Below are 24,254 nucleotides of genomic sequence, written 5' to 3' on the forward strand. Positions count from 1 at the left end.
GTGTGGGTTATCCTTGCCGCCGCATAGACTCAAGGGATAAGGGAAATTCGTGGCGACCATCAAGGACGTAGCCCGGCTGGCGGGTGTGGGGTTGGGCACCGCCTCGCGGGTTATCAGCGGCAAGGGCTCGGTATCGCAATCCACGCAGGACAAGGTGCGCAAGGCCATCGAAGAACTGGAATTCCGGCCGTCGCACGCCGCGCGTTCGCTGTTGTCGGGCTCCTCGCAAATGATCGGCGTGTACATCCCGTATCTGGCGGGGACGTTCTATACGCCCATTTTGCAGTCGATTTACACAGCTTTACGTGAGGCGGGTTTGAACATGGTGGTGGCGTTCGGCGTCGGTGACGGCGATGCGCGCAACCAGGCCATCGACGGCCTGAATTTCTTGATTGAGCGCGGCAGCGATGGCCTGATCGTCATGAGCACCGCGATGGAAGAGGAAGACTTTGCGGCGCTGGGGCCGTTCCAGTCGCGGGTGGTGGTGATCAACCAGGACTTGCCGGGCATGGCGCCGCAGTGCTTCACGGTCGATCACGACGCCGGCGGACGGTTGGCGGCGCGCACCTTGCTGGCACAGGGCCACCGCAAGATCGCCGTGATCGCCGGCCGCGCGGCGGCGGCCGATAACCAGCAGCGTATCGCCGGCTTCATGGCGGAGCTGGAGGCGGTGGGCATCGACACCAGCAAGGTGTGGATGGCCGACGGCGAGTTTACGCCGGAAGGCGGCTTTGCCCGCGCCGATGAATTGCTGAAGTCTGGCGCGGAATTTACGGCGGTGTTTTGCGCCAATGATGAAATGGCGGTGGGGGCCTTGTCGCTGTTCCAGAAGCAGGGCGTCAAGGTGCCGGAGCAGGTGTCGGTGCTGAGCTACGATGATACGCATAGCGCGGAGTTCACCGCGCCGCAGCTGACCAGCGTGCATATCCCGTGGAGCGAGATGACCATGAACGGGTTGAATTATCTGCTGAACCACTGCTATGGCCTGAAACGGCCGGTCACGCGGGAATATCAGCTGCACGTGGCAGAACGGGCTTCGCTGGCGGCGCTGAAGCAGTAAAACGGCGTAAATAAAAGGAGCATGCGCTAGCCGCTTGCTCTTTTTTTACAGTATATTGGAAACGATTCCATATCGAATGGAACAGGGGGAGACAAGATGCTGATAAAACGATTACTTAAAACAGCCGGATTGGCGGCGTGGCTGCTGGCCGGCGCGGTGCATGGGCAGACGCCGGCGCACACCACTGCGCTGCCGATGCTGCACACGGAAGGCACCAAATGGCTGGCGGCCGACGGTACGCAGCCGGCGCTGCGCGGCATCAATCTGGGCAATTACCTGATCCAGGAATTCTGGATGATGGGGCAGGAGACCAAGGCGGTCGACGACCAGTGCAAGCTGGAGGCGGTGCTCGACAAGCGCTTCGGCTACGAGGAGCGCCAGCGCCTGTACACGCTGTTCCGCGACAACTGGATCAAGCAGCGCGACTGGGACATGCTGCCCAGGATGAATCTGAACCTGGTGCGCCTGCCGTTCATCTACAGCGTGGTGGAGGACGAGAAGAACCCGCGCCACCTGCGCGCCGACGCCTGGAAGTATCTGGACAACGCCATCGACCAGGCCGAGAAACGCGGCATGTATGTGATCCTCGACCTGCATGGCGCCGTCGGCAGCCAGGGCTGGGAGCACCACAGCGGTTGCGCGGGCCAGAACAAATACTGGGACACGCCGGAATACCAGGAGCGCACCATCTGGCTGTGGCAGCAGATCGCCGCGCGCTACAAGGACCGCGGCGCGGTGGCCGGCTACAGCATCCTGAACGAACCATGGGGCACCACGCCGGAGAACCTGGCGGTGGTGATGGGCACCTTGTACAAGGCGATTCGCGAGGTCGATCAGAACCATGTGATCATCCTGCCCGGCCATAACAAGGGCATCGACGCCTACGGCAAACCGTCCGAACATGGCATGACCAACGTCGCCTTCGAGATGCATCCGTATCCCGGCCACTTCGGCTGGGGCAAGCCGGGACTGGCCGTGCACAGAGACTGGCTGCAATGCACGGGCGAAGGTGACAACGTTTGCAAATGGAAGACCAAGCTCGATGCGCTGGACACCGCGTTTTTCGTCGGCGAGTTCCAGCCGTGGGCCTTCATGGGCGCCGAGAACGGCGGCCAGGTCATGCGGGTTACTTACGACACCTACGTCGCCAATGGCTGGGCCAGCACTGCGTGGGCCTACAAGCGCCTGTCCAACCAGGGCGGGCAGGGCACAGGCACCTGGGGACTCGTAGCCAACGCGCCCGGCGCCCGCATTCCCCAACTCGATTTCAACAAGGCGTCACTGGCCGAGATTGAAAACCTGTTCCGCCTGTTTGGCAGCGTGCCGTATCAACCGCAGCAAACCGCCATCAAATGGATGAACGCTCCTGTTCCACCTACACCTTTCGCTAAAAAATAATATGACCATGATTAAGCGCACCGACTTTGCCAGCGACTTCCTGTGGGGCGTCTCCACATCGGCCTATCAGATCGAGGGCGCCGCCGCCGTCGATGGCCGCGTGCCGTCGATCTGGGACACCTTCAGCGAGACGCCGGGCAAAATCCGCGACGGCTCCACCGGCGCTGTGGCGTGCGACCACTATCACCGCTGGGAAGAGGATCTCGATCTGGCGCAAGCCATGGGCCTCAATTCTTATCGCTTTTCGATTGCGTGGACGCGCATCTTCAACGGCGTTGACGCGGAGCCGAATGCCAAGGGACTGGCGTTCTATTCCAAACTGGTGGACGGCATGCTGGCGCGTGGCCTGCAGCCCTGGTGCACGCTGTATCACTGGGACTTGCCGCAGTACCTGCAAGACCAGGGCGGCTGGAACAACCGCGCCACCATCGACGCCTATCTGCACTACGTCGATGTGGTCACCAGGCATCTGGGCAGCCGCATCAAGCACTGGATCACGCACAACGAGCCATGGTGCACGGCCATGCACGGCAACTGGGATGGCATGCACGCGCCGGGCAACAAGAGCCTGCCGCTGGCGCTGCAGGTCTGCCACAACGTGCTGGTGTCGCATGGCCGCGCCGTGCCGCTGATCCGCGCCAACGCGCCGGGCGCGCAAATCGGCATCGCTTTGAGCCTGCATCCGATCAAGGCCGGCAGCGACAGCCCGGTTGACTTGGCGGCGGTATCGCGTCACGACGCGCTGCGCAATCGCTGGTTCCTCGATGTGCTGTATGGCCGCGGCTATCCGGCAGAGGCGCTGGCGCTGGTGGGCGCGGACGCGCCGGTAGTGGAAGCGGGCGATCTGGACGCCATCGCCGTGCCGTGCGATTTCCTCGGCGTGAATTACTACTTCCCGGAAGTGGTGGTCGATGCGCCGGACGAATATCCGCTGCGCACCCGCATCATCCATCCGGAAGGCCGCCAACGCACCGACTTTGGCTGGGAAGTTTCGCCGGAAGGCTTGATCTCGCTGCTGGAACGCGTTGCGCGCGATTACCCGACCGGGGACTTGTACGTGACCGAAAACGGTTCGTCCTACGACGATCACCTGAACGAAGACGGCACCGTGACCGACACCGCCCGCCGCGATTACCTGATCCGTCACCTGACCGCGATGCGCGATGCGATCACTGCCGGCGGCAACATCAAAGGCTATTTCGCCTGGAGCCTGCTGGATAACTTTGAATGGGCGGAAGGCTATCTGCGTCGCTTCGGCCTGACCTACATCGACTACCCGACGCAGCGCCGCATCGTCAAACAAAGCGGCGAATGGTACAGCGCCTTCGTGCGCGGCAGCTGACCGTCGTTCCCGCGCACGCGGGAAACCATACGCAGCATAGATTCCCGCGTGCGCGGGAATGACCACGTTAATCATGGAGACAAATACAATGAAATCGCATAACCACATTCTGCGTCGCGCCGTGCTGGCGGCAACGCTGGCCCTGGGGGCCAATGTCATCGCCGCACCGGCCGCCAAGCCGCTGGCCGACTGGCCGCACGTGACCAGCGCCGTCAAGCAGGACGCCCGCATGGAAGCGCGCATCAAGGAGATCGTCGCCGGCATGACGCTGGCGCAGAAGATCGGCCAGATGACGCAGCCGGAAATCAAATTCAGCACGCCGGAAGACATCCGTAAATACTACATCGGCTCCGTGCTGAATGGCGGCGGCAGCTGGCCGCAAGGGAACAAGCACGCCAGCGCTGCCGACTGGGTCAAGCTGGCCGACGCCTATTATGACGCGTCGATGAGCACCGACATGAAGGTGCAGATCCCGGTGATCTGGGGTATCGACGCCATGCACGGCAACTCGAATATGTACGGCGCCACGCTGTTCCCGCATAACATCGGCCTGGGCGCCGCGCACGATCCGAAGCTGGTGGAAGCGATGGCGAAGACCGTCGCCAAGGCCGTGCGCGCCACCGGCATCGACTGGGTGTTCGCGCCAACGCTGGCCGTGGTGCGCGATGACCGCTGGGGACGCACGTACGAGAGCTTCTCGGAAGATCCTGCCATCGTCAAATCGTATGCTGGCGTGTACGTCAAGGGCCTGCAAGGCGATCTGAAATCCGATAACACCGTGGTGGCGACGGCCAAGCACTTCGTCGGCGATGGCGGCACGGCGGAAGGCAAGGACCGTGGCGTCAACCAGTCCACCATGTCGGAGATGATCAACATCCACGCGCAGGGCTACTACCCGGCGCTGGCGGCCGGCGTGCAGACGGTGATGGCGTCCTTCAACAGCTGGAACGATGTCAAGGGCGGCGCCGACCACGGCAAGATGCACGGCAGCCGCGAGCTGCTGACCGTGGCGCTGAAAGAGAAGATGGGCTTCGACGGTCTGGTGGTCAGCGACTGGAACGCCATCACCGAAGTGCCAGGCTGCGCGGAAGACAGCTGCGCCGCATCGATCAACGCCGGCGTCGACATGGTGATGGTGCCGGAAAAGTGGAAGACCTTCATCGCCAACACCATCGCGCAAGTGGAGAAGGGCGAAATTCCGATGTCGCGCATTGACGATGCGGTGACCCGCATCCTGCGCGTGAAGCTGCGCGCCGGTCTGTTCGACGGCAAGAAGCCTTCGCAGAACATCTACGCCGGCAAGCAGGAAGCGCTGCAGGACCGCGCGCTGGCGCGCCAGGCGGTGCGTGAGTCGCTGGTGCTGCTGAAGAATAATGGCGGCGTGCTGCCGCTGGCACGCGGCAAGAAGATCCTCGTGGTCGGCAAGAGCGCTGACAACATGGCCAACCAGTCCGGCGGCTGGTCGCTGACCTGGCAGGGCACCGATAACAAGAACAGCGACTATCCCGTCAGCGACACCATCCTGACCGGGATCAAGGAAGCGGCGGGCGAGGCCAATGTCATCTTCAGCGAAACTGCTGCAGACGTCGATGTCAGCAAGTTCGATGCGGTGATCGCGGTGATCGGCGAGACGCCGTACGCCGAGGGCGATGGCGACATCGGCCCCGCCGGCACGCTGCGTTTGTCAGGCCGTCATCCTGAAGACCTGGCGGTGCTGCAAGCCGTAGCAGGCAAGGGCAAGCCGGTGGTGACGCTGCTGGTGACCGGCCGTCCGCTGTACACCAACGACATCATCAACCTGTCGGACAGCGTGGTGGCCGCGTGGCTGCCGGGCACCGAGGGCAAGGGCGTGTCGGATGTGCTGTTCCGCAAAGCGAACGGCAAGGTCAATGCGGACTTCCGCGGCAAGCTGTCGTTCTCGTGGCCGAAGTCGGCCTGCCAGTCGCCGCTGAACGTTGGCGACGCCAATTACGATCCGTTGTTCAAATACGGCTATGGCCTGAGCTACGCCAGCAAGGCCACCGTGGCGAAGCTGGACACCAGCTATCCGGAAGGCGGCTGCGGCAAGTCGCTGGCGGTGCCGGTGTACAATCCGACCGACCGTTCGACCTATGCGCTGTATGTCAGCAGCGGCGGCCAGCGGGTGGCCTTGGGTGCGGACCTGAACGCGGTGTTCAACCTGCCGACCGTAAAAGTGGAGACGGCGCAGATCAACACCCAGCAGGACGCCAAGCGCCTGACCTGGAGCGGTCCGGCCAAGCTGGAAGCGCAGGCGAACAAGGCGATCAAGCTGCCAGCCTACGCCAGCACCGACGGCGCGCTGCAATTTGATACTATCGTGTCGGCTGCGCCGCAGGGCAAGGTCAACATCGGCATCGAAACGGCGGAACTGGACGCCAGCGCTGTATTCCAGCAGCTGGCGGGCAAGGGCAAGCAGACGGTGAAAATCCCGCTGGCCTGCTTTAGCGCCAAAGGCTTACCGCTGGCGGCATTCAGTACGCCGTTCAGCGTGGCCGCCGATGGGCCGTTTGCTGCGACCTTCGCCAACATCCAGATCGTTGGCGGCGCCGCCAAGGACAAGGATGCGCTGGCGTGCGGCGCATTCAAATAAATAAAACAAGGAGAAAGTAAAAGTATGGAACACTATTCGCAAGCTGCCCCGGTGGCATCCGGGCAGCCGAAGGGGGAGCACCAGACGGGCAGCTATACCGGCCCGCTGGTCATCGTCACCATCCTGTTTTTCATGTGGGGCCTGCTGACGTCCCTGAATGACGTGCTGATTCCGCACCTGAAGGCGGTGTACACGCTGACCTATGTGCAGGCGATGCTGGTGCAGTTCTGCTTCTTCGGCGCGTACTTCATCGTGTCGCTGCCGGCGGGGATGCTGATCAAGAAGATCGGCTATCAGAACGGCGCCGTGGCCGGCCTGACGATTGCCGCTGCCGGTTGCGCGCTCTTTTATCCGGCGGCCACCAGTGGCTACACGCTGTTCCTGATCGCCTTCTTCGTGCTGGCGGGCGGCATCACCATCTTGCAGGTGGCGGCCAACCCCTACGTGGCGGTGCTGGGCGACGCGCGCACCGCGTCCAGCCGTCTGACGCTGACGCAGGCCTTCAACTCGCTGGGCACCACCGTGGCGCCATTCCTGGGCGGGATGCTGATCCTGGCCGGCGGCGTTCTCAGTTCGTCCGACCTGGCGAAGTTCAGCGCCGACCAGCTGGCGACCTACAACGCGGCGCAGGCTACGGCCGTGCAGGGGCCATATCTGGCGCTGGCCGCTGCGCTGCTGCTGCTGGCGATCCTGTTCGCGCTGGCGCGCCTGCCGAAGATTGCCGATGCAGAAGCGGCGCCGGGCGAAGCGCAAGGCACGTTTGCCGATGTGCTCAAGCACCGTCACCTGGCGCTGGGCGCCGTGGCGATCTTCCTGTACGTGGGCGGTGAAGTCAGTATCGGCAGCTTCCTGATCAACTTCCTCGGCGAGCCGCACGTGGCCGGCCTGACGGCGGCCGAAGCGTCGCACTACGTCGGTTACTACTGGATGGGCGCAATGATCGGCCGCTTCATCGGCTTCGTCGTGATGCAGAAGGTCAGCCCGGGCAAGGCGCTGGCGTTCAACGCGGCGGCGGTGATTGTGCTGGTGCTGACGGCGATCTTCAGCCATGGCGATGTGGCCAAGTGGTCGATCGTGGCGGTGGGCCTGTTCAACTCCATCATGTTCCCGACCATCTTCTCGATGGCGCTGAACAAACTGGGTCCGCTGACCGGCCAGGGTTCGGGCGTGTTGTGCATGGCGATTGTGGGCGGCGCGCTGGTGCCGTTCGCGCAGGGCTTGCTGGCCGATCACCTCAGTTTGCAGGTGTCGTTCTTCGTGCCGGCCGCGTGCTACCTGTTCATCCTGTATTTCGGCCTGAAGTACGCCAATATGTACAACGAAAAATAGGCTTTTCTTGTTCGATGCCGTTGCGATTTAGGTAAGCACTACTAATCGCGGCGGTTTTTGATCGCGCGCATGTGCCCCGGTTGTTTTGATTGCCTAGACTCGACTCATTACAACTGAGGGAGTGTGCATCATGACTAAAGCGTATTTGATCGGCGGCGGCATCGGTTCCTTGGCCGCTGCGGCCTTCATGATTCGCGACGCTGGCGTGGCCGGCAGCGACATCACCATCTTCGAGGCGCTGCCGCTGGCCGGCGGCAGTCTCGATGGCGGCGGCAATCCGGACAGCGGCTACACGCTGCGCGGCGGCCGCATGCTCACCACCGACAACTACGAGTGCACCTGGGATCTGTTCAAGAGCATCCCGTCGCTGGAGCATCCCGGGCAAACGGTCTACGACGAAACCATCGCCTTCAATGAGCTGCACAAGTCGCATTCGCGCGCGCGGCTGGTGGACCGCAACCGCTTCAAGGTCGATGTCACCTCGATGGGCTTTTCCATGCAGGACCGGCTGGAGCTGGTGAAGCTGGAGGAGGCCGACGAAAAAGACCTGGGCGACAGCGCCATCACCGACTGGCTGTCGCCGGAATTCTTCGAGACCAAATTCTGGTATATGTGGGCGACCACGTTTGCCTTCCAGCCGTGGCATAGCGCGGTGGAGTTCAAGCGTTATCTGCGCCGCTTCATGATGGAGTTCTCGCGCATCGAGACGCTCGCGGGGGTCAAGCGCACCGTCTACAACCAGTACGATTCGTTTGTGCGGCCGTTGCAGCACTGGTTGCAGCAGCAGGGCGTGCAGGTGGTGTTCGGCGCAAGGGTCGATGATCTGTCGTTGAGCGAGGACGCCTCGACCGTCACCGCAATTCGCTATGTGCGAGAGGGCGAAGCGCAAACCATTCAAGTGGCGCCGGACGATCTGGTGTTCTTCCAGAATGGTTCGATGACCGATGCGTCCAGCTACGGAACGATGCACGCCGCGCCGCCCAAGCTGGACAAGCGCGATAGCCAGGGCTGGACGTTGTGGGAAAAGCTGGCGCAGGGACGGCCGCAGTTCGGCAATCCGGCGGCCTTCAATTCCAGCATTCCGGAATCGTGGTGGGAGTCGTTCACCGTCACGCTGAAGGATACGGCGTTCTTCGACCGCATGGAGAAGTTCAGCGGCAACGTGGCCGGCACCGGCGGGCTGGTGACGTTCAAGGATTCCAACTGGTTCATGTCGGTGGTGCTGGCGCATCAGCCGCACTTTGCCGGGCAACCGGAGGGCGTGCAGGTGTTCTGGGGTTACGGTCTGCATCCGGACCGCATCGGCAACTTCGTCGCCAAGCCGATGGCCGAATGCAGCGGCGAAGAGATCCTGCGCGAGTTGTGCGGCCATTTGAATTTCGACTACGACGACGTGATGTCGACGGCGAACTGCATCCCTTGCCGCATGCCGTACATCACCAGCATGTTCATGCCACGCCAGTACAGCGATCGTCCGCTGCCGGTGCCGGCGGGTTCGCGCAACCTGGCGTTTGTCAGCCAGTTTGTCGAGGTGGCGGAGGATGTGGTGTTCACCGTCGAATACTCGGTGCGCGCGGCACAGACGGCGGTCTACCAGCTGCTGAACGTGCAGCGCGAAGTCCCGCGCGTCACAGCGCACGACGAGTCGCTGAAAGTGAAGTTTGACGCAGTAATAAAAGCCTTCAAATAGCCGGGAGCGGCCGCGCCATCGGCTGGGTGGCCGATGGCGCGAGAGGCGCGCTTACAGGAAGCGGTCGATGATTTTTTTGCTGTGCTTGTCCAGATCGCGCAGGTCGCGGATCAGGTAGTGGATGCCGTGGATGTCGGAGATCAGCAGCGTGTCGATGGTCAGGCGGCGGATGTCTTCTTCGCCGCGCAGCACGAACTCGGTGTCGCCACGATCGGTCTTCACCGACCAGGTGCACGGCGTGGCGTAGCTGGTCACGCTGTTGATGCGTGCAATCTCCGGCATGAATTCGCGGCCGCTCAATTCCTCGCTCACCAGCGCGCCGATGGCCGGCGGCAGGTCGCTGATCACGTCGATCCACGCCACTTCCTTGCCATCGGTGTTGAGCAGCGAGATGCCGTCGTCCGGCGCCTGCACCGGGAATGCGCGCACCGGCGATACGCCTTCGTGCACCACGCCTTCGGCGGTGGTCAGCACCAGCCGGCCGAAGGGATTGCGGGTCAGTTCAAATGTCGTCGTCATAATCTGTTATTCCTCGCTGGCGCTGTCGTCCAGATCCTTGTCCACATTGCGGGCCTGGGCCTGATACAGGCGGTAGTACGCGCCTTCGCGCGCCATCAGTTCCTCGTGCGGACCATCTTCCACCACCACGCCGCGATCCAGCACCACCAGGCGGTCGGCCTTCTGCAAGGTCGACAGGCGGTGGGCGATGGCGATGGTGGTACGGCCTTGCACCAGGTTGTCCAGCGCCTTCTGGATTTCTTTTTCGGTTTCCGAGTCGACCGAGGCGGTGGCTTCGTCGAGGATCAGGATCTTCGGATCGATCAGCAGCGCGCGCGCAATCGAGATGCGCTGACGCTCGCCGCCCGACAGGCCCTGGCCGCGCTCACCGACCATCGAGTCGTAACCCTGCGGCAGGCGCAAAATGAATTCGTGCGCATGGGCGGCGCGGGCGGCGGAGATGATCTCTTCGCGCGTGGCGCCCGGCTTGCCGTAGGCCAGATTCTCGGCGATGGTGCCGAAGAACAGGAATGGCTCCTGCAGCACCAGGCCGATATTGCGGCGATAGTCCGACACCGCAAACGAGCGGATGTCGACGCCGTCGAGCATGATGGCGCCTTCGGCCACGTCGTAGAAGCGGCAAATCAGGTTGACCAGCGTCGATTTGCCGGAGCCCGAGTGGCCCACCAGACCAACCATCTGGCCAGCCTTGATATCCAGGTTGATGCCGCGGTTGACTGCGCGGTTACCGTAGCGGAAGCCGACTTCGCGCAGCGAGATATTGCCTTCCACCTTATCCAGCCTGACCGGGTTGACCGGTTCCGGCACCGACGACACGTGGTCGAGGATGTCGAAGATACGCTTGGCGGCCGACGCCGATTTCTGCGTCACCGAGACGATGCGGCTCATCGAATCCAGGCGGCCGTAGAAGCGGCTGGCATACGCCACGAACGACGACAGCACACCCACCGTGATATTGCCCTTGGAGACCTGGTAGATACCGAACACCCAGATCACCAGCAGTCCCAGCTCTGTCAGGAACGATACGGTCGGCGAGAACAGCGACCACACCTTGTTCAACTTGTCGTTGACGGCCAGGTTATGTTTGTTGGCGGTGCGGAAGCGGTTCGCTTCGCGTGCTTCCTGCGCGAAGGCTTTCACCACGCGGATGCCGGGAATGGTATCGGCCAGCACGTTGGTCACTTCGCCCCATACGCGGTCGATCTTTTCAAAGCCGGTGCGCAGGCGGTCGCGCACCAGGTGGATCATCCAGGCGATGAACGGCAGCGGCGCCAGCGTGCAGATGGCCAGCCACGGATCGAGGTTGAACAGGATCACGCCGGTCATGATGATCATCAGGCAGTCGGACAGGAAGTCCAGCAGGTGCAGCGACAGGAATACGCAGATGCGGTCACTCTCGGAGCCGATGCGCGACATCAAATCGCCGGTGCGCTTGCCGCTGAAGTATTCCAGCGACAGCTGCAGCAAGTGTTCGTAGGTGGTGGTGCGCAGGTCGGCGCCTATGCGTTCCGAGGCCAGCGCCAGCACATAGGTTTTGCCCCAGCCGAAAATCCACGCCAGGATCGACGCGCCGACCAGGCCGGACATATACATCACCACCAGCATCGGATCGACCGCCTTGCCGTTCTGGTACGGGATCAGCACATTGTCCATCAGCGGAATGGTCAGGTAGGGCGGAATCAAATGCGCGCCGGTGGACAGCAGCATGAACGAGAAGCCCAGCGCCAGTTGCCATTTGTACGGCTTGGCGAAGCGCCACAGGCGGAACAGCGTCCACGTCGACGGCGGCGTGTAGACCACCTTGGTGCAGATCGGGCATTCCTCCTGCTCCGGCTCCATCGGCGCCTTGCAGCTTGGGCAGACGTTTTTGTCGTCGACGATGACCGGCTCGCCGGAGGCGTGGCTGTCGAGGTGGGCCTCAAACTGTTCCACCAGGCGGATCGCCGCCAGGTTCTGGCCCAGCGTGAAGCGCCATGCGGCCAGACGGCCTTGATTATTGACCAACTCCAGATGACCGACGCCGGCATGGTCGTGGTGTTTCAACACCAGATCCGGCGAAAACGCCCACGATTCCCACCCTGCCGCACCTGGCGCGCGGGCCAGAACGCGCTGTGGCGTTACCAACACAACACCCTTGGAAAAACGAAGTTGCTGATCCAAGTCAACCTCCAGGGCACCTGCAACGTTTTCCCCTTGGGAAAGTTGTGCCTGTATCTCGGAACGCCAGCGTTCAGGTAGTTCGCTCTGGCTGGATACGGTGGAAAGTTGTTCTGTCGTCATCGTGTGGCGTACTCCTGAGGGGAAAAGGGCTGTTGTAACGGATTATTTACGGTATTCTGTCAGTGATTAAACATTTGACAGAAAACAATAAAATCAGATGGTTGCGGCGGCGTCAAACTTGACGGCAAGTATACCGCACAGCAGCATGGCAAGGGTACAGGGTTTACAATACGGCGCGGGCTGGCTCAGCCGATAACAAAGTTATAAGAATCAATACATGACTAAGAAGAAAGACATTGAAGTTCAGCGCGTAACCTATTTGCGCGGACCCAACATCTGGACCTATCGCCCGGTCATCGAGGCGTGGCTGGACATTGGCGAGTTGGAGAACTTCCCCTCGAATTTGTTGCCCGGTTTGTATGAGCGCCTGACGGCGATCCTGCCGGGCCTGATCGTCCACCGCTGCGGCGTGGGCGAGCACGGCGGCTTCCTCGAGCGCCTGCGCGACGGCACCTATGCCGGCCACATCCTGGAACACGTGGTGCTGGAACTGCAAAACCTGGCCGGCATGAAAACCGGCTTCGGCAAGACCCGCGAAATCGGCGAGAACACCGGCCTGTATAAAATGGCCTTCCGCACCCGCCAGGAAGAAGTCGGCCGCGCCGCGCTGGCCGCCGGCCGCGACCTGCTGATGGCGATGATCGAAGACCGTCCGTACGACCTGGCCGCCACCGTGGCGCAGCTGACCGATTTGGTCGAGAGCCTGTGCCTGGGGCCGAGCACCGGCAACATCGTCGACGCCGCCGGCGTGCGCAAGATTCCCTTCATTCGTCTGACCGACGGCAACCTGGTGCAGCTGGGCCATGGCGCCGCGCAGCGCCGCATCTGGACCGCGGAAACCGAGCAGACCTCGGCCATCGCCGAAGGCATCGCCAGCGACAAGGACCTGACCAAGACGCTGGTGTCCTCGTGCGGCGTGCCGGTGCCGGAAGGGCAGCTGGTCAAGAGCGCCGAGGAAGCCTGGGAAGCCGCGCAGGACATCGGCCTGCCGGTGGTCCTGAAGCCGTATGACGGCAACCATGGCCGCGGCGTGTCGCTCAACCTGAGTACCGAAGCCGACGTCGCCGCCGCCTATGCGCTGGCGGCCGAGGAAGGCGACAGCAGCAGCGTGATCGTCGAGCGCTTCATCGTCGGCGACGAACATCGCCTGCTGGTGGTGGGCAAGCGCATGGTTGCTGCCGCCGCCGGCGAATCGCTGTGGGTCACCGGCGACGGCAAGGCCAGCGTGCTGCAACTGTGCGACACCCAGATCAACACCGATCCGCGTCGTGGTGATACCGAAGAATTCCCACTGGGCCTGGTCAAGCCGCATCAATCCGGCGAGATCGTGCTAGAGCTGAAACGCCAGGGCATGACGCACGACTCGGTGCCGGCCGAAGGCCAGAAGGTGCTGATCCAGCCGAACGGCAATGTCGCCATCGACGTCACCGACAAGGTGCATCCGCAAGTGGCGGCCATGGCCACGCTGGCGGCGCGCATCGTTGGCCTGGACATCGCCGGCATCGACCTGGTGACCTCGGACATCAGCCGTCCGCTGGAGGAAACCGGCGGCGCCATCATCGAAGTCAACGCCAGCCCTGGCTTGCTGGCGCACCTGAAGCCGGCCGAAGGCGAACCGCGCAACGTCGGCGAGGCGATTGTCGATCACCTGTTTGGCGAGGCCACCGGCCGCATGCCGATCGTCGGCATCACCGGCAAGCATGGCACCACCATGACCGCGCGCCTGGTTGCGTGGCTGCTGCAAATCAGCGGCAAGAAAACCGGCCTGACCTGCGCTGACGGCTTGTTCGTCAACGGCCGCCTGCTGCCGCGCGATGGCTTCAGCGACTGGGAGACCGGCGAGCGCCTGCTGTTGAATAAAAACGTCGAAGCCGGTGTGTTTGAAAACAGCGCGCGCATGATCCTGTCGGAAGGTCTGGCCTACGACAAATGCGCGGTGGGTGTGGTGACCGATGTCAGCGACTTCGCCGACCTGAACGACTTCCACATCGACAGCGAGAACAAACTGTATAACGTGCTGCGCACCCAGGTGGACGTGGTGCTGCCGGACGGCGTGGCGGTGCTGAACGCCGCCGATCCGCAAGTGGTGGAGATGGCCGACTTGTGCGACGGCGAAGTGATTTTCTACGGCGTCGACGAGCACCTGCCCGCCATCGCCGCGCACCGCCAGGATAACCAGCGCGTGGTGTTCGAGCGCAAGGACGGTGTGAATAACAGTATCGTCATGGCGATCGGCCACGAAGAAGTGGGCAGCCTGCCGCTGTCGCCGCTGGTGCCGCCGGAAGCCGTGCTGGCCGCGATTGCCGCCGGCTGGGCGCTGGGCCTGACGCCCGACCTGATCGGCGCCGGCCTGCGCACCTGGGAAGCGTCGCCGAAACGCGGTCACCACTGATACATCATTGAGAGAATAAAAAAGAGCATGGAAGTCATACGCACCCGCGCCCTTCGCGGCCCGAATCTTTGGAGCCACCACACTGCGGTGGAAGTCATCATCTCGTGCCCGCCGGAAGAGCAATCGATTGCGACGCTGCCGAACTTCGTGCAGCGCCTGCACGCGCGCTTCCCGGCCGTCGGCGCACTGCAACCGACCGGCACCTCGGACGCCGTCTCGCTGGCGCGCGTGCTGGAAGTGGCGGCACTGAGCCTGCAGGCGCAAGCCGGCTGCCCGGTCACCTTCAGCCGCACCCACGCCACGCTGGATAAAGGCATCTACCAGACAGTGGTGGAATATACCGAGGAAGCCGTCGGCCGCCGCGCCGTGGAAATGGCGGAAGCGCTGATCAACTCCGTGCTGGCCGATACCGCCTTCGACCTGGAAGCCGCGCTGACCGAACTGCGCGACCTGGATGAAGACGTGCGCCTGGGTCCAAGCACCGGCGCCATCGTCAACGCCGCCGTGGCGCGCGACATTCCTTTCCGCCGCCTGACCGAAGGCTCGATGGTGATGTTTGGCTGGGGCTCGAAACAGCGCCGCATCCAGGCTGCCGAAATGGATACCACCGGCGCCATCGGCGAGACCATCGCGCAGGACAAGGAACTGACCAAGAAGCTGCTGCATGCGGCCGGCGTGCCGGTGCCGATCGGCCGCTCGGTGGAAGATGAAGACGACGCCTGGAAGGCGGCGCAGGAAATTGGCCTGCCGGTAGTGGTCAAGCCCAAGGACGGCAACCAGGGCAAGGGCGTCACGGTCAATATCATGACCCAGGATCACCTGAAGCTGGCCTTCCGCGCCGCCAGGGAGTTCCGCGACGACGTGATGGTCGAACGCTACCTGCCGGGCCACGATTACCGCCTGCTCGTCATCGGCAACAAGCTGATTGCGGCCGCGCGCCGCGATCCGCCGCTGGTGATCGGCGACGGCACGCACACCGTGCGTCAGCTGGTCGACATCGTCAACGCCGATCCGCGTCGCGGCTCGGGCCATTCGACTTCGCTGACCAAGATCCGCTTCGACGACATCGCCATGGCGCGCCTGGCGCTGCAGGATCTGAACGCGGACTCGGTACCGGCCAAGGGCCAGCGCGTCATCCTGCGCAACAACGCCAACCTGTCGACCGGCGGCACCGCCACCGACGTCACCGACGACGTGCATCCGGAAGTGGCGGCGCGCGCGGTGGAAGCGGCGCAAATGATCGGCCTCGATCTGTGCGGCGTGGACGTGGTGTGCGACAACGTGCTGGAACCGATTGAGAATCAACGCGGCGGCGTGGTGGAAGTCAACGCCGCACCGGGCCTGCGCATGCACATCGCGCCATCGTTCGGCAAAGGCCGCGCGGTGGGCGAGGCCATCGTCAACACCATGTTTGCGCCGGGAGAAGATGGCCGCATTCCGGTGGTGGCGGTGACCGGCACCAACGGCAAGACCACCACCGTGCGCCTGATCGCGCACCTGCTGACCGCCAGCGGTTTGCGCACCGGCATGACCAATACCGACGGCGTCTACATCGAAGGGCGCCAGACTGATAGCGGCGATTGCAGCGGCCCGCGCAGCGCACGCAATGTGCTGCTGCATCCGGACGTCGACGCAGCGGTGTTTGAAACCGCGCGTGGCGGCATCCTGCGCGAAGGCCTGGCCTTCGACCGCTGCCAGGTGGCGGTGGTGACCAACATCGGCATGGGCGACCACCTCGGTTTGAACTACATCACCACCGTGGAAGACCTGGCGGTGCTGAAGCGCGTGATCGTGCAGAACGTCTCGGCCAGCGGCTTCGCGGTGCTGAACGCGGTCGACCCTATCGTCGCCGGCATGGCGCTGAACTGCCGCGGCAAAGTGATCTTCTTCGGCGCGGACCGTTCGCATCCGGTGATCGCCACGCATCTGGCGCAAGGCAGCCGCACCGTGTACGTGGAAGACGGTCATCTGGTGGCGGCGGAAGGCCGTGAGCAGAACCGCATTCCACTGTCGGCCGTGCCGATCACCCGCAACGGCGCAATCGGCTTCCAGGTGGAGAACGTGATGGCGTCGGTGGCGGCAGCGTGGGGCGTGGGCATCAGCTGGGACGCGATCCGTCTTGGCCTGAAAACCTTCGCCAACGATTCCGACAATGCGCCGGGCCGCTTCAACGTGTTCGATTACAAGGGCGCGACGCTGATCGCCGACTACGGCCACAATCCGGACGCCATCCTGGCGCTGGTGAAGGCGGTGGAGACCATGCCGGCCAAGCGCCGCGTGGTGGTGATCTCGGGCGCCGGCGACCGCCGCGACCAGGACATCACGCAGCAGACCGAAATCCTCGGCCGCGCGTTCGACGACGTGCTGCTGTACGAAGACGCCTGCCAGCGTGGCCGCGTGGACGGTGAAGTGGTGGCGCTGCTGCGTTCCGGCCTGGTCGGCGCGCCGCGCACCTCGCACATCGAGGAAATCTACGGCGAGTTCAAAGCCATCGACACCGCGCTGGCGCGTTTGCAGGACGGCGATTTGTGCCTGATCCTGATCGACCAGGTGGAAGACGCGCTAGCCCACATCGCCAAGCGCATCAAGGAAGTCTGAGATTTCCAGCTCCGCAAAGACCGGCCTGAGGGCCGGTTTTTTTATTGGGCGTGACATTTCGTGAGATTGCAATCGGGCGCGGCGTTTGTTTTACGGATGAGATAATGTCAATTCGGCAACTTATTATCTTTGGGTATGCAAATCACAGCAATGCTGGAACAGTTGCGCGTATCGCTCGCTGACTTTTCCAGCGCCACCCGCTTGTACGAACTGACCTTGGACGACGCTGACAGCGGCGACCTGGGTGCTGGCGGTTTGCTGGTCGAAGCCTTCGTCGCTGACGACAGCGTGCAGGGCGTGGGCCCGCGCGACGTCATCGTGTTGTCCACCAAGGCGTCGGTCGAACTGGCGGCTTTACTCGGTAAACCGGCGGCGCTGGCTGTCAGCCTGGCTGACGGCACGCGCACGCAGTTCCATGGTGACATCACACAATACAACGGCCAGGGCGAGGGCGGCGTAACGCCGACGCCGGGCGGTGGCGGCAGCGCCAACGACACGGCCTCGCGCTTCCAGCCAGCAGCCGACCACGCGGTCTCGGCGCAAGGCAACGTTGCCGGCGGCAACAGCCCGCTGTGGCACGGCGCCTCCAGTGACAGCGCCGGCCACCGCAACGCCGCCGCCAAGTGGGGCGTGCGCAGCAAGGAATTTGGCGGCAGCGGCTACAACCAACTGCTGTTCGACGACACAGACGCGCAAGGCCGCGTGCAGTTGCGCTCCACCCACGCAGCCAGCGAACTGAGCCTTGGCCACCTGATCCACAGCGCCGACAACTACCGCGGCAGCCTGCGCGGGCAGGGCGCCGAACTGCGCACCGACGCCTACGGCGCAGTGCGCGGCGCCGCAGGTCTGCTGATCACCAGCTACAAACTGAACCACAGCGCCATGGCGCGCGACCCGGTCGGCGACAACGCGGCCGGTATCGCACTGCTCAAGCAGGCCGTCAAGCTGGCCGAAACGTTTAACGACGCGGCCAAAACGCATGAGACGGTAGCGCTGGCCGGCCACCTTGGCGCAGCAAAGGCCAACGCCAGCGTGCTGGACGACAAGGCCCCGCCGTTGCAGGCCATGCTGACGGCGGTCTCCGGCATGGTCGGCAACGGCAGCCTGGACGCCGCGCGGGCCGACGCCGGCGAAAAGAAAACCGAGCCAGACGACAAGCAAGTGCCGCACGTCAGCTCACCGATCATCGCCGTCAGCGGCAAGAGCGGCATTGGCGTCACCGCCGGCGCAGCGATGCAGCTGGCCAACGGCGAGACCATCTCGCTGATGAGCGGGCAGGACAGCCAGTTCATCACCGGCGGCCAACTGCGCGCGCATAGCGGCCAGGCCATTGGCGTGCTGGGCGGCGCCGTGAAGCCAGGCGAGGGCGGCTTGGGCATGCAGCTGATCGCCGCCAAAGACGCCATCGACATCCAGTCGCAGGCCGACGAATTGAAGGTGCAGGCGCGCGACGACATCAACATCGTCAGCGCGAATGCCGAGGTGGACTGGGCCGCCGCCAAGCGCATCAGCCTGTCCACGGCGGGCGGGGCGAATATCACGATTGAGGGCGGGAATATTACGGTGCAGTGCCCCGGTAAGCTGACGATCCATGCGGGCAAGAAAACCTTTACTGCGCCAACGCAGATGGCTTATGCCATGCCAGCAATCCCACACAGCATTTGTGTTGAATGTTTGAAGAAATCGCTGGCCGCCGCGCCGGCATTTACCTCGGTGGAGTAATTGATGTTTATCGATTCGTACCATCGTGAATGGCTGAACCAATTGGATCACCATGCAGAGACGCTCGAAGCAGGTCGGCATTTGTATTTATTAATTGACGGCGTTTTTCTACCCGATTTTTATCGTGAGATTGGGCCGTCTGCTGCGCTGCTTTTTGAAGCTTTGCCAGGTTGCTCGGACGCTGCCCGGAGTGTCTCGCCGATTCTGCTACCCTATGACCAGCAGCCTGGTCAGTTTCATCGTTCGCTGGAAAAATGTAGTACGTGGCCAATGCTGAGCGCGATTGAAACCGTCGAGACACTTGAACAGTTGACCCTACGACTTGCATCATGGTGCGTTATTTATGCAGATGGTCAGCGGTTTAATTTCCGTTTTCCTGACACGCGTCGCCTGCCCGGTATCTTTAGGGCACTGACTTCAGAACAGCAGGCACAGTTGGCCGGGCCTGCTTTGCGCTGGTGTTATGTAGATCGCTGTGGCCTGTGGGCAGAGCTCGACTTGAAAGGAGAGGGTTTGCCGCCCGTTAGCGATTGGCCCACTTTGGAGCCGGTTCAGTTCGGGCAAATGGTCGGCGATAGTGAAGCGGACGAAATATTGTTACGGCTATCGGACCGCGGCCTTCAATGGCCGTGGCGGCCATCGCAATGCCATGCCATTGTCGCCGACGCGCTGATGCTGGCTGACGCGGCGGCGTTGGAAGCGGGACTACGGATCGACTGGTGTGAAGCGTGCCTGATCGATGGTGATAGACCAAGTGAAGTTGGTGTGAGGCGTTGGAAAGAAATGGAGTCAGGATGAAATTTGGCCGATATGGAGCGCGGAGCACAGCACGTTTGATGACGGTGATGTTAATCGTGTTACCGATGTTGACGGCCTGTGCGAAGCCGGCCGTGCCGGTGAGCGTGCATGGGGTCAATTACGCGGGCGATGAATTCAGTTATGTGATTGAAGATCCGCTCAACAACAAAAATACTGCGGGCGGCGAGACAGTCGGTTCGTTTGCTGCGGGTGGCACGATGTGTTGCTATGAGCTGCCGCGCAAGTGGCAAAGCGGGCTGCAGATCAGGATCAAGGCCACGCATTGGTTGAAGGCCAAGCCCGACGGCAGCCTGCCCGAAGTCGCCGAAACCAAGGTGGTTGAAGTGCCACCTTACCAGAACGGCAAGGTTGGTGAACTTTGGGTCGTGCGTGCTGCGGACGGACAGCTGACCGTGGTTTCCAGCGACTTTCAGCCCGACCATCCCAACTGGCCCGGTAAAGTAAAAGGATGGCCAGTGCCATCGCTGGCGTACCAGCGAGAGCGGTCGAATCTATATATCCAGCAGGAGCAGGAGGCCATTGCTGTAGCAGATTCAGCACTGTTGAAGCTGCGTACCGAACCGCGTGCATTTACTGAAGAAGCATGGTCCCTTGCAAAAAAATATGACGCTCCCTCACTGGAGGGATTTACCGGTCCCAATGACGAAAAGTTTTCAGCGCATTTGAGGCAGGACTTCGAGACCATGAAGACTAATGCGACAAAAAAGATTGAAAAATTGAAGGAGCAGCGTCCATGAGCGCGACCTTATGTCCGATGGTCCCTATGACGTTTTTAGATGCTACCAACACCAAGGCTTTTTTCGGTGATAACGCATTTAACATTATTAAGAAAAAAAGCGAGTTGGTAGAGCAGCCGCTACTCGGTGTGCCAGGCAAGTCATGTCAGACCAACTTGTTCTTTGGCTTTTTCTTTGACGGTACCAAGAACAACTATGTACTGGCAGAAAAGCCGCAGAATCAGTCCAACGTTGCGCGTTTGTATGATTGCTATCCGGGGCAGAGCGTGCCTGGCGTGTTGCCAGGCGCTGCGGACTGGACTACTAATCCAGATCGCTATAAGCACTTCTTTAAAGTCTATGTGCCTGGTGTCGCCTCTCCATTCAAGGAGATCAACGACAGCGGAGAGGGTGCCGAACTGACGCGTGGCGCCGCCGCAGGTTATCGCGGCGAGGCGCGAATATTATGGGGACTGCTTCAGGCGATTAATAACGTGCATCGCTTTTTCCTCAAGGTACCGTTGCTGTCCCCGGCGGAAACACAATCGCTGATTTATCGTATTGAACTGGGGCGGCGCCAGCGTCGACGGATGAAACTTCAGCGCCGTTTCGGTCAACCTGCACCGAATGAGGAGGACGAGAAAACCCGGATCGAGTTTGAAAGAATTCTTAAGCGCTTGCACGCTGCCATTAAGCCGTATTGGCCGGTCAAGTCAACCGGCAAGCCGGCCAAGACCGATCCAGCTCAGGTCATGAAGATTTACGTTTCCACCTTCGGTTTTTCTCGAGGGGCAACGCAGGCACGCGCCTTCACCAATTGGCTGATGTCGCTGTGTGGGCTGGATGCGCAACTGTGCGGACGGACCGGATTGACGTTAGGTGGGTTTGATGTGCAGTTCGATTTTCTGGGACTATTTGATACCGTAGCGTCGGTTGGCGCCGGTAATACGCTGGGCAACAGCTTTCTCGGGCGCCTGTTCGACGGCCATGGCGCGTGGGCCGATGCCGAGGATAGTCTGCGTATTCCATCAGGTATTCGCTGCTTGCACTTGGTCGCGGCTCATGAAATACGTCGCAGCTTTCCATTGGACTCGATTGCAGTTGGCCAAGTGACACCGGCCAACTGCGAGGAGATCGTGGTGCCGGGTGTGCATTCCGATCTTGGCTGTGGCTACTGTCCCAAAGAGCAGGGCCGGGGAGTGGATGCATCCGGCGCCGATATGCTGTCACGGATTCCCTTGCTGCTGATGTACAAAGAGGCCCGCCTGGCAGGTGTGCCATTGAAGTTGGAACTGGCTACACCAAAAGTAAAAGAAAAGTTCCGGGTGATGCCGGAGACGATCAAAGCATTAAATCAGTACTTGGCGACCTGCAAGGTCCACACGGGTACGCTCACTGAGATCATGCGAGAACAGGGAAAACACCATATCCTCTGGCATCGTGCTCGCCGGGCAAGCGGCAAAACGCCATTGGAAAACAGTGCAAGCTTTATCCGGGCCAGCAATTTCGACAAAAATGACTTGCACAGTGCAAATCTGGAATTTGAGCAAGAGATCGCGTTGTTTGAAGCTTGGCTGAGCGGTAAAGGAAAAGGTTTTGTGCCCAAGTCGCAGATGCCGGGGTTCGACAACGAACACGAGAACGAGTGGGAAGAAATTGCCACTTGGTGGAACACTGCCGCACCGCTGGCGGTCAGCACCTTGGATTTCTTCGACAACTACGTGCACGATTCGCGCGCCTGGTTCAAACTGATTCCGGGTAATCCAGATAATGAACCTGATTTGCAAAAGCAGCTGCGAGTCAGCGAGGCCACGCGCAAGAAGATCGCGGATTACAATGCTCGAGAAGCGCAGTATCATGCAGAGCAGCAAAAACTAATCACTGCGGCTTACGGCAAAAATTCTGGCATGCAGTTGCAGCCCTACAGCCCAGTGAAGGACGAGTTGCCGGATGCGGAGCGTGCGGCCGCGCAGGAGTTTGCTAAAACAGGTATTACGCCACGCATGATTACAGCCGGCCGAGAACCGTTCAATTCAAGTTGGGCAAGTTTCGGGCTGTCTGGCAAGGCTGGGTATCTGCGCTTCCGTAAGATTTATGCTGGAGGTGACCGTATGCTTATTTCGGATGTCAGCAAGTCTTCCTCTGTGGAAATGGCTTAGAGTTATAATTGATTGGCGATCGCTATCAAAGCGATAGAAATATATAGTTTTTATATATGGAGCTCGTTGTTTAAAATAGCCTTACGCTATCAACAACGAGGAGCCATAGTATGAGCCAGCCACCTATCACCACCGCGTCCGGCATTCCAATCGCCGACAACCAGAACTCAGTTACCGCCGGCCCACGCGGCCCGGTGCTGTTGCAGGACTTTCACCTGATCGAGAAACTCCAGCACTTCAACCGCGAGCGCATTCCTGAGCGCGTGGTGCATGCCAAAGGCTCGGGCGCTTATGGCACTTTCACCGTCACACACGACATCACCAAATTCACCAAAGCCAAACTGTTCGCCGAAGTCGGCAAGCAGACCGAGACCTTCCTGCGCTTTTCCACCGTTGGCGGCGAGAAGGGCAGCGCCGATACCGAGCGCGATCCACGCGGTTTCGCTGTCCGCTTCTATACCGAAGAAGGCAACTGGGACCTGGTCGGCAATAACACGCCGGTGTTCTTCCTGAAGGACGGTATCAAGTTCCCGGACTTCATCCACACGCAAAAACGCGATCCGCAAACCAATCTGAAATCGCCGACCATGATGTTCGATTTCTGGAGCCGCACGCCTGAGAGCCTGCACCAGGTCACCACGCTGTTCTCCAGCCGCGGCACGCCGGACGGCTACCGCCACATGCACGGTTTCGGCAGCCACACCTACAGCCTGATTAACGTCGACGGCGAACGTGTCTACGTCAAGTGGCACTTCCTGACGCAGCAGGGCATCAAGAACCTGAGCGCTGAAGAAGCCACGCGTATCGCCGGTTCCGATCCGGATTACGCGCAGCGCGATCTGTTCAACGCCATCGCCGGTGGCGACTTCCCGCGCTGGGACGTGAAAGTGCAAGTTGCCACCGACGCCGAACTGGCTGCATGGGAAGCGCGCACCGGCTGGAATCCGTTCGACCTGACCAAGGTCTGGCCGCACGCCGACTTCCCGATGCTGCCGGTCGGCGTGCTGGAACTGAACCGCAACCCGGTCAACTACCATGCGGAAGTGGAGCAGGCGGCGCTGTCGCCATCGCACGTGGTGCCGGGCCTGGGCTACTCACCGGACAAGATGCTGCAGGCGCGCCTGTTCGCCTACCACGACGCACAGCTGTACCGCGTCGGCACCAACCACCAGCACCTGCCGGTGAACGCGCCACGCTGCCCGTTCCACAACCAGCAGCGTGACGGCGGCATGGCCATCGCCAACGGCGGCGCGGCGCAGAACTACGATCCGGTGCAGGGCGGCGGCAGCAATCCGCAAGGCCTGGGCCATGGCGAACCGGCGCTGGCGCTGCAAGGCGCGGCGGCCCGCTACGATGCCCGCGGCACCGAGGACGATTACACCCAGGCCGGCAACCTGTTCCGCCTGATGCCGGCGGATGAACAGCAAAACCTGTTCAACAATATGGCAGGTCCGTTGAGCCAGGTGAGCGCCGAGATCATCGCCCGCCAGCTGGGTCACCTCGACCTGGCCGATCCAGCCTACGGCGCCGGTGTGCGCGCAGCGCTGAAAGCCAAGGGCGTCAACCTGGCGTAAAGATGGCATACAATCTCCACGTTGCCGTGCATCGTGGAGGTCTGT

14 protein-coding genes and 1 pseudogene are annotated in these 24,254 nt (G+C 61.7%); 13 read left to right on the forward strand and 2 right to left on the reverse strand.

All coding sequences use genetic code 11. The features are described 5' to 3' along the window. Nucleotides 1-49: 49 nt before the first annotated feature. From GTP55_RS06085 to GTP55_RS06110, 6 genes are all read left to right on the forward strand, one after another. Entirely contained in the window at nucleotides 50-1,060 is a 1,011-nt protein-coding gene (locus GTP55_RS06085) for a LacI family DNA-binding transcriptional regulator (protein WP_161044046.1), read from the forward strand. 96 nt (nucleotides 1,061-1,156) lie between these two features. Continuing rightward, entirely contained in the window at nucleotides 1,157-2,458 is a 1,302-nt protein-coding gene (locus GTP55_RS06090; RefSeq protein ID WP_161044047.1) for a glycoside hydrolase family 5 protein, read from the forward strand. A gap of 1 nt (nucleotide 2,459) precedes the next feature. Beyond that, the gene (locus tag GTP55_RS06095) at nucleotides 2,460-3,800 is read left to right on the forward strand and encodes a GH1 family beta-glucosidase (RefSeq protein ID WP_161044048.1); all 1,341 of its coding nucleotides are present in this window, start codon (nucleotides 2,460-2,462) and stop codon (nucleotides 3,798-3,800) included. Between the two features lie 88 nt (nucleotides 3,801-3,888). Continuing rightward, nucleotides 3,889-6,411 carry a glycoside hydrolase family 3 protein gene (locus GTP55_RS06100; RefSeq protein ID WP_161044049.1) on the forward strand — a complete coding sequence of 841 codons (2,523 nt, stop codon included), beginning with the start codon at nucleotides 3,889-3,891 and terminating at the stop codon, nucleotides 6,409-6,411. Between the two features lie 24 nt (nucleotides 6,412-6,435). Next, nucleotides 6,436-7,740 (forward strand): sugar MFS transporter, encoded by a 1,305-nt coding sequence (locus GTP55_RS06105; RefSeq protein WP_161044050.1) that lies wholly within the window; start codon nucleotides 6,436-6,438, stop codon nucleotides 7,738-7,740. Nucleotides 7,741-7,870: 130 nt separating this feature from the next. Then, a complete protein-coding gene (locus tag GTP55_RS06110) occupies nucleotides 7,871-9,430 on the forward strand; it encodes an oleate hydratase (protein WP_161044051.1) in 1,560 nt (519 codons plus the stop codon). A 51-nt stretch (nucleotides 9,431-9,481) separates the two neighbouring features. On the opposite strand, the gene GTP55_RS06115 is transcribed toward GTP55_RS06110, so the two are convergent. After that, complete coding sequence (locus GTP55_RS06115) at nucleotides 9,482-9,949, reverse strand: cyanophycin metabolism-associated DUF1854 family protein (RefSeq protein ID WP_161044052.1); 468 nt, start codon at nucleotides 9,947-9,949, stop codon at nucleotides 9,482-9,484. A 6-nt stretch (nucleotides 9,950-9,955) separates the two neighbouring features. Next, nucleotides 9,956-12,229 (reverse strand): cyanophycin metabolism-associated ABC transporter, encoded by a 2,274-nt coding sequence (locus GTP55_RS06120; protein ID WP_161044053.1) that lies wholly within the window; start codon nucleotides 12,227-12,229, stop codon nucleotides 9,956-9,958. Between the two features lie 217 nt (nucleotides 12,230-12,446). Here GTP55_RS06120 and GTP55_RS06125 point away from each other — a divergent pair, with 217 nt between their 5' ends. From GTP55_RS06125 to GTP55_RS06155, 7 genes and pseudogenes are all read left to right on the forward strand, one after another. Then, a complete protein-coding gene (locus tag GTP55_RS06125; protein WP_161044054.1) occupies nucleotides 12,447-14,621 on the forward strand; it encodes a cyanophycin synthetase in 2,175 nt (724 codons plus the stop codon). 27 nt (nucleotides 14,622-14,648) lie between these two features. Beyond that, a complete protein-coding gene (gene cphA / locus GTP55_RS06130) occupies nucleotides 14,649-17,219 on the forward strand; it encodes a cyanophycin synthetase (protein ID WP_161044055.1) in 2,571 nt (856 codons plus the stop codon). Between the two features lie 432 nt (nucleotides 17,220-17,651). Then, nucleotides 17,652-18,941, forward strand: a pseudogene (locus GTP55_RS06135) (DUF2345 domain-containing protein); the annotation flags it as partial. Between the two features lie 3 nt (nucleotides 18,942-18,944). Then, nucleotides 18,945-19,739, forward strand: coding sequence for a DUF4123 domain-containing protein (locus tag GTP55_RS06140; protein ID WP_161044057.1), 795 nt, complete (start codon nucleotides 18,945-18,947; stop codon nucleotides 19,737-19,739). Beyond that, entirely contained in the window at nucleotides 19,736-20,497 is a 762-nt protein-coding gene (locus GTP55_RS06145; protein WP_161044058.1) for a DUF3304 domain-containing protein, read from the forward strand. Before GTP55_RS06140 ends, GTP55_RS06145 begins: the two co-directional genes overlap by 4 nt. Continuing rightward, nucleotides 20,494-22,635 (forward strand): T6SS phospholipase effector Tle1-like catalytic domain-containing protein, encoded by a 2,142-nt coding sequence (locus GTP55_RS06150; protein WP_161044059.1) that lies wholly within the window; start codon nucleotides 20,494-20,496, stop codon nucleotides 22,633-22,635. The genes GTP55_RS06145 and GTP55_RS06150 overlap by 4 nt, the downstream gene beginning before the upstream one ends. A 110-nt stretch (nucleotides 22,636-22,745) precedes the next feature. Continuing rightward, nucleotides 22,746-24,209 (forward strand): catalase, encoded by a 1,464-nt coding sequence (locus GTP55_RS06155; protein WP_161044060.1) that lies wholly within the window; start codon nucleotides 22,746-22,748, stop codon nucleotides 24,207-24,209. Nucleotides 24,210-24,254 lie beyond the last annotated feature (45 nt).

Origin of the sequence: Duganella margarita (assembly GCF_009857535.1) — a bacterium.
Taxonomy (GTDB): Bacteria; Pseudomonadota; Gammaproteobacteria; order Burkholderiales; family Burkholderiaceae_D; genus Rugamonas; species Rugamonas margarita.